Here is an 11,528-nt window from a genome sequence, read left to right on the forward strand (position 1 = left end):
CACCATGGCAGATCTGTACGTGGATTGGGACGAGTATCATCGCACCATTGAACAGTTGGCGATCGCTATCTATGAATCGGGATGGCAGTTCAATCAAATCCTCTGCTTGGCCAAGGGGGGGCTGCGGGTAGGGGACATTCTCAGCCGCTTGTTTAATCAACCCCTCGCGATTCTGGCGGTGTCCTCCTATGGCGGTGTCAATAACCAAGAGCGGGGTCGCATCACCTTTGCGCGAGATTTAACCATGACCACCGCTACCCTTGGCAGTCATGTCCTCTTGGTGGATGATTTGGTAGATTCTGGCCTTTCCTTGCAGAAAACCCTGCGCTGGCTAGAGGTCAAATATGGCTTTGCGGTGGAGGAAGTGCGCACTGCCGTTCTCTGGTACAAAGCGGCCTCTTGTATTCGTCCGGACTACTATGTTCATTACCTGCCGGAAAATCCGTGGATCCATCAACCCTTTGAACGCTACGAACAACTGACAGCGGCTGATCTTGCTCAAACCCTAACCCCCTGTCCATGACGCCTACCCTCACTCCCCCCCTCCAATGGCAGCGTCGCCACGTCCTCTCCCTGCAAGACTTTACGGTGGCGGAACTAGATATTGTGCTGCAAACAGCGCTCAGTTTTCAGGAAGTCCTGAATCGTCGCACCAAAAAAGTCCCCACCCTGCAAGCGCGGGTGGTTGCTAATCTTTTCTTTGAAAGCTCGACGCGCACCCGCAATAGCTTTGAACTGGCGGCCAAACGTCTTTCTGCGGATATTCTCAACTTTTCGCCCGGTACCTCGGCCCTGAGTAAAGGGGAAACGATCCTCGATACCGCTAAGACCCTGTGGGCGATGGGGGCAGAGTTCATGGTGATTCGCCATCAGCAGTCGGGGGTGCCCCATACGATTGCAGCAGAAATGGATCGCCTTGGCGGTCAGGTGGCGGTTCTCAATGCCGGTGATGGCTTGCACGAGCATCCCTCCCAAGCCCTGCTAGATTTGTTTACCCTTTGTCAACTCTACGATCCGCGTCAGCCCCGCTGTGCCCTGTTGCAGGGGAAGAAAATTGCCATTGTCGGGGATATTCGCCATTCCCGTGTGGCGCGATCGAACCTCTATAGCCTGAAAACGGCCGGTGCTGACGTGCATTTGGCCGGCCCCCCCACCCTCTTGCCGCCAGAATTTGCAGACTATGGAGCAACACTCCACTGGACACTGGAACCTGCCCTTGCTGATGCCGATATTGTGATGACGCTGCGCCTGCAACGGGAACGCATGGATCAGCACCTCATTCCCAGTTTGCGGGAGTACCATCAGCAGTTTGGTATCACCCATGAACGGCTGCGCCTGTGCCGGCCGGAGGTGCGGGTTTTGCATCCAGGACCGGTGAATCGCGGCGTGGAATTGAGTTCGGCATTGCTGGATGATCCGCAGTTCAGTTTAGTGAATCAGCAGGTGACCAGTGGGGTGGCGGTACGGATGGCGTTACTGTATTTGATGGGAACGTATCATGGAGGCAGGCCATGATTAAGGTCACCTTTGTGCCGGATCAGGTTTCCGTTGAGGCCGAAGTGGGTGAAAGTTGGCTGAGCGTTGCAGCGCGCGCTGGGGTCGACATTCCCACGGGTTGTTGCATGGGCAGTTGTGGCGCCTGTACGTTGGAATTGGAGGATGGCGAGGAAATTCGCGCCTGTATTTCTACGATTGCGGGCGATCGCAAGCAGGATGGCTCCATTACCGCTTATCTCTTTCGGGATCCCACATGGTAAGCCAAGGCCAGAGCTGTTAGCGCCAAATGAGAAAGCGCACAGTTAGAAAGAGTGCTGAAACCCCCAACTGCAAGGCCGTAATCGGCACCCCATAGCGCAGAAAGGTTTTGAAGCTAATGCGGCGGCCATGGAGTTCGGCCACACCCGCACCAACAATGTTGGCAGAGGCGCCCACCAGCGTGGCATTGCCGCCCAACGTTGCCCCTAGCATCATGGCATAGAACAGGGGCAGCACCTGGGGGGGCAAATCACCCCCATAACCAGGGTGGAGAATTTCTGAACCTGCTAGACCCACATCGACAAGGTATTTTTTCAGCAGTGGCACCATCGCCACCACAAGGGGGATATTGGAAATGACGCTAGAGAGAATGCCAATCGCAAATAAGAGCAGCAGGGAGCCAAAAAAGATATTTTGGCCAATGAGAATGGCGAGGAGGTGGGAGAGTTGACCAATGATGCCGGTTTTTTCTAGGCCACCGATCAAGACAAAAATGCTCATAAAAAAGATCAGGGTGGCCCAGTCCACATCCCGCAGAATGTGGGTCACCGTATCGATTTTGCTTTGATGGGATAAAAGGAGTGCAAGGGCAGCCCCCATTAAAGCGACCGCAGGGGGAGACACTTTGACGACCATGCCATCGCCAATAACAAAGAAGGTCAAGACAAAGACGATGATCACACAACCCACCGCTAGGGTGCGGGGATGATTAATTTTGGGGTGGGGCAAGTGATCAAGGGAGTTGAGTTCTTTGCGCCAAATGCGGCGAAAGAGAACCGGCAGACAAAAAACAATGACAGCGATCGCCAGTACACCCCCCAAGCTGAGACGCAGGAGATAATCGGCAAAGCTGAGATTAATGGCATCCCCGACAATATAAGTCGCTGGATCCCCGACAAGGGTCAGCAAGCCAGCGCTATTGGAGACAATCACCATCAAGATAATCAGGGGGACAAAGTCCACCCCCACTTCAGCCGCCATGGGGGGCAACAGGGGGGCAAGGAGCATCACTGTTGTGGCATTGGGCAGTACGGCACAGATGGGGGTTGTCAGAGCCACGATCCCCAGCAGCAGGCGTTTTCCCTGACCGCGGGCAAGCAGAACCATTTGGGTGGCCAGATACTCGAACACCTTAGTGGGTTCAAAGGCTCGCACCAGAACCATGACGCCGAAAAAGAGGGCAAGGGTGCCATGACTGCGGCCAATGTAGCTAATGGCCTCCCCAAGGGTCATAATGTTGAGAAAGACAAGAAGAATCGCACCCAAAAAGGCAGCAACCGTGATGTTGATCCACTCGGTGATGATCAGCAGGATCACCCCCAGAAAAATGGTGCCAGCAGCGAATGCATGCCAGTGTTCAATCAGCATTGAGATTCCTAAAAGAGTTCTAAAGTCAAAAATTCGGTCAACACCACGAAACTGCATCCTTGGAACACTGAGCAGTTGTGAAAAACAGCCAGTCTCCAACTAAATCCCGACAAGGTTAGCTGCCGGACGAGGATTTATTAGTCTGCCTTCGCGGTTGAGAACGCGCTCCCTATTAGTTAATTCCTCCGAATCTACGCCGCAAACGCTCAGATGAGGCAAAAAAAGATAAATTGGTACTCAACCTAGCATAGGCCTCTTAGAGGATTCAAGAGAAGTCCTTCTATGAAGTGAATAGAAAATCTTAATAAAAACTTTCCCAGACTGTTGCGCCGCGGTTAAATGTGTCAAAATGTTTCCTGTGTCAATTGAATAGCGGCCTACCCTTGCAAACTCCTACGGCGATCGCCCTTGGCAATTTTGACGGTGTCCATCGCGGGCACCAGGAGGTTATCCGTACGCTTGTTGAAGCAGCGCCTCCCGACTGTTACCGATCAGTGATTACGTTTTCGCCCCATCCGCAGGCATTTTTTACGGGAGAAGAGCGCCTGCTGCTGACCCCAGAGGCGGAAAAACGTGCCCTTTTGAACCACTATGGCATTGAGCAGGTGATTGTCCTGCCCTTTACCCATGCTCTTGCCCAACTGTCGCCCTTGGAGTTTGTTGAGCAGATTTTGGTACAGCAGTTGCAGGCCAAGGTATTGAGTGTGGGTTTTAATTTTGGCTTTGGCCGTGGGCGATCGGGGACAGCGGCGGATTTGCGCACCCTCTGTGCTGCCTTTGGTATTCCAGTGCATATTGTGCCCCCCTATTGTCGGGGGAGCGATCGCGTCAGTAGCTCAGCAGTAAGGGCCGCCCTCGCCGAGGGAGATGTGGGCTTGGCACGGGAGCTTTTGGGACGCCCCTACCAATTGACCGGCACCGTGATTCAAGGGGAACAGTTGGGACGGCAGTTGGGATTTCCCACCGCCAATCTAGCCCTCCCCCCAGACAAATTATTGCCTCGCCACGGCGTTTATGCTTGCCGCGTTACGGGGGCAGCGTTCGCCACTGAGCAATTGGGGGTGGTGAATATTGGGATGCGACCGACGGTGACGGGTCGGCAAGTGACCACAGAGGTGCATCTATTCAACTGGCAGGGGAATCTTTACAATCAAGAGATCACACTTCATTTAGAGGCCTTTATTCGCCCAGAGGTACGGTTTCCCAGTTTGGCTGCCCTACAGGCGCAAATTGCTGCCGATTGCCAAGTAGCGGCTGATCTTCTTGAACGAGTGGTCTCCTATGCGTGAACCCCTACAGCGACTGATCAATAACCTTGGACAGGTCATGGTGGGCAAAAAAGCTGCCATTGAACTCATGCTAGTGGGGTTGCTGGCGGGGGGACACGTTTTGCTGGAGGATGTACCGGGGGTGGGAAAAACCCTCTTGGCCAAAGCCTTGGCGCGATCGCTGGCGGGTACCTTTCAGCGCATCCAAGCCACACCCGATCTCCTGCCCACGGATTTATCGGGCACCAATATCTGGAATCCCAAAACAGCGGAGTTTGAGTTTCGCCCAGGTCCTGTCTTCTGCAATATCCTGCTGGCGGATGAAATTAACCGCGCCACACCCCGCACCCAATCGGCACTCCTAGAGGTCATGGAGGAGTACCAAGTCACCATTGATGGCGTCACCTACCCCCTGCCCCAGCCCTTTTTTGTCATTGCCACCCAGAACCCCGTGGAATACCAAGGCACCTTTCCGCTGCCCGAAGCCCAGTTGGATCGCTTTGCCCTGTGTTTTAGCTTGGGCTACCCCACCGAGGAAGAGGAACTACAAATGCTGCAACGGGTGCAGGGGGGCTTAGATGTCAATCAACTGGAACCGTGCCTCAGCTTGGCGGAGATCCAACAGTTGCGGCAGCAGGTGCTACAGGTGCGGGTAGATTCAGTGTTGCAAAAGTACATTCTTGCCCTTGTGCGGGCGAGCCGCGAGAGCGATCGCATTACCTTGGGGGTGAGTCCTCGCGGTACCGTGATGCTCCAGCGCACAGCTCAGGCCTTGGCCTTTCTCAATGGCCGTGACTATGTCCTCCCCGATGATGTCAAGCAATTGGCGCCCCATGTTCTAGCTCATCGTCTGATTACAGCAGCAGGGCGCTCAGGGCGGGCCTGTGTGGCAGAATTGTTGGAAACGGTAGCCGTTCCCTAGGGAGAGTTGGCGCGACTGTTCTCTATGAACATTTCTGCGATCGCCAACCTGTCATTGTAGTGTTAAGTCTTTTTAACATCGCGATCGCCCTCGCAACCGTCGAAGGATTTAGGCATTGATGACAACGATACTCATGACACAAGCCCTCCAACGGCAGGGAGAAATTTGGCACAACATCCTCAGCAGTCAAAACCTTACGGTCATCTGGGAAAACCTTGATGCTGACATCCTTGCTGTGCTAGAGGGCATGGAGACGGCTGGCCTAGCGTTGCCCCAATTGCTGCTGTTAGATATGGGCATGATGGGCAGCGCCGCCGTCGCTATCGTGGCTCAAGTTATTAAACTCCCCAGGCTGGATTCGAACCAGCGACCAATCGGTTAACAGCCGACCGCTCTACCGCTGAGCTACTGAGGAATATTGACGATTTTTTAATGTAGCGTAGTTCACCGCTCTTGGCAAGTCTCAACCGGACTGAAGTTTTGGCCAGCGCTGCCGCAGTTCATTCACTACGCGATCCAAGGCAACGGCATGGGAGGCCTTAAAGAGGAGGCGATCGCCCGGCTGTAAATGCTGCAGCAAATAGGCCACCAATTCTTCATGGGAAGCAAATTGCTGACTGGGAACGCGCCCTGCCCCCCGCGCAAGAGCTGCTCCCTCATCGCCCTTATCGAGAATTAAAAGGCCATCGAGGTCTAATTGGGCAACCGTGGCTCCCACCTGCTCATGGAAGGCAACCGCAAAGTCCCCCAGTTCCCGCATGGGGCCAAGAACTGCCAGATGCCGCTGACCGGGGAGCGATCGCAACAGGTGCAAGGCCGCCACCATCGATTCCAGACCCGCGTTGTAGGTTTCATCCAGTAGCCAAATATCGGGTTCGAGGCGATAGCGACCGCCCCGACCACTGGGCAATTCTAACGTCAACTGTCGGGGTAGGCGATCGCTCTTTAAGTCCAAGGCTTGCAGCACCCCAAGGGCAGCCAGAAAGTTCAAGGCATGGTGTGCCCCCGCAAGGGGAACGGTGTAGGTGCGTCCAGCCACGTGGAGGGTTTGGGGCGGTTGATAGATTCCCCGTAGGGTGCCCCCCTCAAGGCCATAGGTAATTGTGGGCCCTGACCAGACCTGCGCCGCTGTCGGCAAAAGTAGGGGACTATCGGCATTGAGCACGGCTGTTCCCCCTTGGGGCATTTCGGCAAGCAGTTCGCATTTGGCTTGGGCAATGGCTTCGCGGGAACCGAGGCGGCCAATATGGGCAGTACCCACATTGGTAATCACGGCAACATCCGGTTGGGCAATCTGGCTCAAAAGGGCAATTTCACCGCGCGCCCGCATCCCCATTTCAATCACGGCAAATTGGTGGTGGGGTTCCAGTTGTAAAAGGGTTTTGGGCACGCCAATCTCGTTATTGAAGTTGGCTTCGGTTTTGAGGACGGCGCCATAGTGACTCAGAACAGCGGCAATCATTTCCTTGGTGGTGGTTTTGCCCACGGAGCCAGTGACGGCAATGACTTTGGCTGGACATTGCTGCCGCCACCACTGTCCCAAGCGTTGATAGGCACTCAGGGTATTGGCTACCTGAAGTTGCGGCAGAGCAGAAGACACCGGCACCTCGACAATTAGGGCGATCGCGCCGGCGGCGGCGGCCAGATCGACAAATTGATGGCCATCAAAGGTTTCCCCCCGCAGAGCAACAAAGAGATTGCCAGTTGCGATTTGGCGGGAGTCAGTGGAAATGCCTGTGATTGGCAGATCTGGATGAGTTGTATCTAACCCCAAAGCTTGGGCGATCGCCCCGAGGGTGGTGTTCACGATTTTGCCCCGCCAATGTGGCTGCACTTCAAGTAAGGTTGCAGCACCGCTGGTACCCGCACCGTCCCATCGGGTTGTTGGTAGTTTTCGAGAATGGCTGCCATGGTTCGTCCAACGGCTAGGCCAGAGCCATTGAGGGTGTGGACAAACTGTGTCCCTTTTTGCTTGGCAGCTTTGAAGCGAATCTTGGCACGCCGCGCTTGGAAATCGCCAAAGTTCGAGCAACTGGAAATTTCGCGGTAACAGCCGGCAGCGGGCAGCCACACCTCTAAGTCGTAGCACTTCATGGCGCCAAAGCCCAAATCGCCAGTACACAGTTCAATCACTCGATAGGGCAACTTCAGGGCTTGGAGAATATACTCGGCATCGGCCACAAGGGCTTCATGTTCAGCGGCAGAGGTTTCCGGGTGAACAAACTTGACCAACTCCACTTTGTTGAATTGGTGTAGGCGAATCAGGCCGCGTGTATCTTTGCCATAACTCCCCGCTTCACGGCGAAAACAGGGGGTGTAGGCACAGTGGTAAATGGGCAATTGATCGGCAGCTAAAATTTCATCGCGGTAGAGATTCGTCACCGGCACTTCCGCTGTCGGAATCAGCCAGAGATCATCATCGGCACAGCGAAAACTTTCCTCGGCAAATTTGGGTAACTGCCCCGTTCCCGTCAGTGAGGCACTATTGACCAACAAGGGCGGCAAGACCTCCACATAGCCGCGATCGCGGTGCGTATCAAGCATGAATTGGATCAAGGCTCGCTCAAGGGCAGCCCCCATGCCCAAGAGGGTAACAAAGCGACTCTGCGCTACTTTCACCGATCGCTCCACATCCCAGAGTCCCAATTGAGTCGCAATGTCCCAGTGGGGCTGACAAGGCTGGCTCGGTTTATACTCCTCACCCCAGCGGCGTACCTCAACGTTTTCGGTTTCATCGCGGCCAATGGGGGTGGTCTCACTGGGGGGGTTGGGAATCGTTAGCAGCAGGCGTTCCAATTCTTCCTTAAGTTGCCGTTCTTGGGGTTCAAGATCACTGAGTTGCTGCTTGAGATCGTTGGCCTCGGCCTTGAGGGCTTGAATTTCGGGGTCAGTGGCGGCAACGCCGGACTTGATCTTTTTGCCGACGAGGGCACCAATTTCGTTACTGCGGGCTTGGAGGTGCGATCGCTGTTGTTCAAGCTGTCGCTGCTGGGCATCCAATTCTAAAATGCGGTCAAGGTCAAAGTCACCGCCGCGCCGCCGCAGGCGATCGCCAAAGGCTTGGGGATTTTCTCGCAGTTGTTTGAGATCAATCACAGGTGAACGAAAACCAGTGCAAACCGCATTGATCCTATCACCAAGGGAGCAGATTGGCTCTAGGGGGCTGTCTTGCTGTGGTTTGCCATCGACACCGCTAAATTCCTCTATCAACCGTCGAGATTTTGATCAGGAGTGGCGTCAACAAGGGGTCGCCGTCCTCTAAAATGAGGGATGTATTAAGCGGTGTTAGCAATATGAGTGTCATTAGTCAGGTTCTTCTTAAAGCGGACGATGAATTGCGCTACCCCACCACGGGCGAACTCCAGACGATTAGTGACTTTTTCCAAACGGGTGAGCAACGCCTCCGCATTGCCACGACACTGGCCGAAAATGAGAAACGCATTGTTGAGCAAGCCAGCAAACAACTGTGGCAGAAGCGGCCTGACTTCATCTCACCGGGGGGCAATGCCTACGGCCAGAAACAGCGTGCCCTCTGTCTGCGTGACTATGGCTGGTACATGCGCCTGATTACCTATGGCATCCTCGCGGGTGACAAAGACCCCATTGAGCGCACGGGTATTATTGGGGTGCGGGAAATGTACAACTCCCTTGGTGTGCCGATGACAGGGATGGCAGAAGCCATTCGTTGCCTCAAGGACGCCTCCTTGGCACTGCTCAGCACTGAAGATGCTGAAGTGGCGGCACCCTACTTTGACTACATTATTCAAGAAATGTCTTAGGGAGACTGACGGCAGCCAATTTTGCATTCAAGGGGAACATAACCCATGACATCTCCCCTTGAAATTGTGGTTGTCAGCAATGGCCCCGGTGAACTGGCCACTTGGGTGTATCCCTTTGTAACAACGCTGCGGCAACAGGTCAGAGAGGGGCTGCGGGTTTCAGTGGTCATTGTTCCCTGTCCCCATGCCAGTGGTCAAGAAGCGGAGATTGCGCGCCGCTATGCGGGGGTGGATCGGGTGCTGCCCGCGGCAGAGTTCTGGCACCTCCTGCGCACAAAGACCACCCGTAGTAATTGGGATTGGTTTGCCCAAGGGGTTGTGGTCTTCTTGGGGGGCGATCAACTCTTTGCGGTGCTGTTGGCCAAGCGTCTGGGCTATCGTTGTGTGCTCTACTGTGAGTGGCAGGCACGCTGGCAAGGGTGGGTGGATGGCATTGGGTTGCGGCGTCCTCTCCCCGTGGGCAAAACAAGAGCTAAGGTGGCGGTGGTGGGGGATCTGATGACCGATGTGCAAGCCCTTGTCCTCGATTCTCTGCCTGATGTGCGCCAACAGTTAGGCGTTGCTGCAGATGCTCCCCTTGTGGGTCTGATGGTGGGTTCCAAGCCCAATAAGCTCAAGCTGGGGGTGCCCCTTTCGCTGGCGATCGCCGACCATTTAGCTGCTGCTCATCCCCCGATTCAGTGTGTGATTCCCGTGGCACCCACCCTGACGCTCAAGACCCTCAGTTGCTACGCCGATCCCCGCTTTAACCCCGAACTCAAGCACGTTGAGGGCACGACGGCAACACTCATCCAACCCAGTGAGGGGCTACCCTATCTGGAGACGCTGAGGGGTACGAAGGTCTATCTCTGGCAGCAGTTACCCAACTATCCCCTGCTGCGGCAGGTTGCCCTCTGTGTGACGACCGTTGGCGCCAATACCGCTGAACTGACCGCCTTGAATGTGCCGATGATTGTTCTTTTGCCGGCCCAACAACTGCGGGTACAGCGGGCACACCCTTGGGATGGGTTAGCCGGGTTGCTGGTGGGCTTGCCAGCGATCGGGCGACAGTGGACGGCATTGGTGTTTTGGGCACTGGTGGCCAAGGGATTGGGCTGGCGGCGATTTTGGCAGTTGTGGCGATCGCCAGAGATGGATTGGGACTTAGTGAAACAGGGTCTCGGCTACAAGGCGTGGCCGAATATCTGGGCAGGCAAAGAAATTGTACCAGAACTGGTGGGTCCGATTGAGCCGGCGGTGGTTGCTGATCAGATTAAGTCTCTATTGAGCCATCCTCAGAAATTGCATCAGATGCGGCAGGATTTGCGGCAGCAGGTGGGGGCGGCGGGGGCAGCGGCAAAATTGGTGGATTTGACCCTGCAGGTGGCGGGCTGGGCTGCCAGCGATCGAGAATGTCCTTGAGCACAATTTCTGTAAACCAAATTTGACCCACAATCACCAGAGGCAGTGCCAGCAGTAAGCCCAGAAAGCCAAAGAAAATGGCAAAAATAATTTGTGAAACCAGCGTCACAGCGGGCAGTAGAGCCACCTGTTTGGCCATGACGACAGGCACCAGCAGGTATTGCTCCAACTGTTGAATCACAATGTAGGCAATGAGAACGGCCACCGCCCGCCACGGATTGTCAATAAAAGCAATGATCATCGGCGGAATCACACTCAGGGCAGGGCCAATATTGGGAATCGCCTCCAGCAGACCGGCCAAGAAAGCATTGGCCAAGACCAACCGCACCCCCAGTAGCGCAAGAGCAATGCCACTGACCACACCAATGGCCAGCATATTCAAGCCTGTGCCCGCCAGCCATGCCAAGAGCGCCTGTTCACTTTCGGTGAGAATCGTGTCAATGCGAGACCGATAAAACGCTGGAAAGAGGCGAATGAATCCCCGACGGTAGGACTGAGGATCAATCACTAGCATCACCGTCAGCACCAAGACCAACAGCGTATTTAGTAAGACCGCCAGTGTATTGGAAAAGAGGGCAAGGAAGTTATTAAAGATTTGCTCAAGGAATGGCTCTAACTGGGTAATCAGCCGATTAATGACAGGGGTATCATCAAAGCCGCTACTTGGCAAAAGGTAAGCCATCTCATCCAGCCATGCTTCCACCCGTCCTAACCCCTTGGGAATCAATACACCCAGTTGCTGCGCTTCCTGCAAAAAGGGGGGAATGATCATCCAAAAGAAACCAAAGATGATCAGGAAAGTCAAGCTAATACTGATGGCGATCGCCCGGCCTCGTTGTAGTCCCCAGCTCTGGAGTCGCAGTTGCAGCCAGTTGAGTGCCGTTGCCAAGACCACTGCCAAAAAGACCAAGAGTAACACTTGGCGAATTTCCCAGAGGATGTAAAGACACACCCCCAGTACCAGCAAGCCAATCCACTGACCAAACGTCACTACTTTGCGTCCAATTCGTGCCTCAACCCCCTATTAGAGCAGGT

Annotated in this window: 10 protein-coding genes and 1 tRNA gene; 6 read left to right on the top strand and 5 right to left on the bottom strand. The window is 54.8% G+C overall.

Features of this window, described 5'->3' with window-relative positions:
* Nucleotides 1–4 precede the first annotated feature (4 nt).
* The 3 genes from RHJ80_RS02725 to RHJ80_RS02735 are packed head-to-tail and all read left to right on the top strand — an operon-like array spanning nucleotide 5 to nucleotide 1,757.
* A complete protein-coding gene (locus RHJ80_RS02725) occupies nucleotides 5–523 on the top strand; it encodes a phosphoribosyltransferase (RefSeq protein WP_149820490.1) in 519 nt (172 codons plus the stop codon).
* Nucleotides 520–1,515 carry an aspartate carbamoyltransferase catalytic subunit gene (locus RHJ80_RS02730; RefSeq protein ID WP_310453237.1) on the top strand — a complete coding sequence of 332 codons (996 nt, stop codon included), beginning with the start codon at nucleotides 520–522 and terminating at the stop codon, nucleotides 1,513–1,515. Before RHJ80_RS02725 ends, RHJ80_RS02730 begins: the two co-directional genes overlap by 4 nt.
* Entirely contained in the window at nucleotides 1,512–1,757 is a 246-nt protein-coding gene (locus RHJ80_RS02735; RefSeq protein WP_206200968.1) for a 2Fe-2S iron-sulfur cluster binding domain-containing protein, read from the top strand. The genes RHJ80_RS02730 and RHJ80_RS02735 overlap by 4 nt, the downstream gene beginning before the upstream one ends.
* 16 nt (nucleotides 1,758–1,773) lie before the next feature.
* On the opposite strand, the gene RHJ80_RS02740 is transcribed toward RHJ80_RS02735, so the two are convergent.
* Nucleotides 1,774–3,123, bottom strand: coding sequence for an ArsB/NhaD family transporter (locus RHJ80_RS02740; RefSeq protein WP_310801412.1), 1,350 nt, complete (start codon nucleotides 3,121–3,123; stop codon nucleotides 1,774–1,776).
* 383 nt (nucleotides 3,124–3,506) lie between these two features.
* On the opposite strand from RHJ80_RS02740, the gene RHJ80_RS02745 reads away from it, so the two are divergent.
* Both RHJ80_RS02745 and RHJ80_RS02750 read left to right on the top strand, forming a co-directional pair.
* Complete coding sequence (locus tag RHJ80_RS02745) at nucleotides 3,507–4,412, top strand: bifunctional riboflavin kinase/FAD synthetase (protein ID WP_225901629.1); 906 nt, start codon at nucleotides 3,507–3,509, stop codon at nucleotides 4,410–4,412.
* Nucleotides 4,405–5,313, top strand: coding sequence for a MoxR family ATPase (locus RHJ80_RS02750; RefSeq protein ID WP_206200971.1), 909 nt, complete (start codon nucleotides 4,405–4,407; stop codon nucleotides 5,311–5,313). Before RHJ80_RS02745 ends, RHJ80_RS02750 begins: the two co-directional genes overlap by 8 nt.
* A gap of 343 nt (nucleotides 5,314–5,656) precedes the next feature.
* Here the strand turns inward: RHJ80_RS02750 and RHJ80_RS02755 are convergent.
* The 3 genes from RHJ80_RS02755 to serS all read right to left on the bottom strand — a co-directional run bounded on the left by RHJ80_RS02755 (nucleotide 5,657) and on the right by serS (nucleotide 8,409).
* Nucleotides 5,657–5,728: transfer RNA gene (locus RHJ80_RS02755), tRNA-Asn, on the bottom strand.
* A gap of 48 nt (nucleotides 5,729–5,776) precedes the next feature.
* Entirely contained in the window at nucleotides 5,777–7,120 is a 1,344-nt protein-coding gene (gene murF / locus RHJ80_RS02760; RefSeq protein WP_310437986.1) for a UDP-N-acetylmuramoyl-tripeptide--D-alanyl-D-alanine ligase, read from the bottom strand.
* A complete protein-coding gene (gene serS, locus RHJ80_RS02765) occupies nucleotides 7,117–8,409 on the bottom strand; it encodes a serine--tRNA ligase (RefSeq protein WP_310743341.1) in 1,293 nt (430 codons plus the stop codon). The genes murF and serS overlap by 4 nt, the downstream gene beginning before the upstream one ends.
* 197 nt (nucleotides 8,410–8,606) lie before the next feature.
* Here serS and apcD point away from each other — a divergent pair, with 197 nt between their 5' ends.
* The gene (gene apcD, locus RHJ80_RS02770) at nucleotides 8,607–9,092 is read left to right on the top strand and encodes an allophycocyanin subunit alpha-B (RefSeq protein ID WP_190278062.1); all 486 of its coding nucleotides are present in this window, start codon (nucleotides 8,607–8,609) and stop codon (nucleotides 9,090–9,092) included.
* Between the two features lie 1,252 nt (nucleotides 9,093–10,344).
* Here apcD and RHJ80_RS02780 read toward each other — a convergent pair.
* A complete protein-coding gene (locus RHJ80_RS02780; RefSeq protein ID WP_206200973.1) occupies nucleotides 10,345–11,484 on the bottom strand; it encodes an AI-2E family transporter in 1,140 nt (379 codons plus the stop codon).
* Nucleotides 11,485–11,528: the final 44 nt, after the last annotated feature.

This window comes from Thermosynechococcus sp. QS41 (assembly GCF_031583515.1).
Taxonomy (GTDB): Bacteria; Cyanobacteriota; Cyanobacteriia; order Thermosynechococcales; family Thermosynechococcaceae; genus Thermosynechococcus.

Bases quoted from the DNA above. Each gene is read 5' to 3' on its own strand.
- apcD (WP_190278062.1), top strand. From the start codon at position 8,607: ATGAGTGTCATTAGTCAGGTTCTTCTTAAAGCGGACGATGAATTGCGC.
- RHJ80_RS02725 (WP_149820490.1), top strand. From the start codon at position 5: ATGGCAGATCTGTACGTGGATTGGGACGAGTATCATCGCACCATTGAA.
- RHJ80_RS02750 (WP_206200971.1), top strand. From the start codon at position 4,405: ATGCGTGAACCCCTACAGCGACTGATCAATAACCTTGGACAGGTCATG.
- RHJ80_RS02740 (WP_310801412.1), bottom strand. From the start codon at position 3,123: ATGCTGATTGAACACTGGCATGCATTCGCTGCTGGCACCATTTTTCTG.
- RHJ80_RS02730 (WP_310453237.1), top strand. From the start codon at position 520: ATGACGCCTACCCTCACTCCCCCCCTCCAATGGCAGCGTCGCCACGTC.
- RHJ80_RS02735 (WP_206200968.1), top strand. From the start codon at position 1,512: ATGATTAAGGTCACCTTTGTGCCGGATCAGGTTTCCGTTGAGGCCGAA.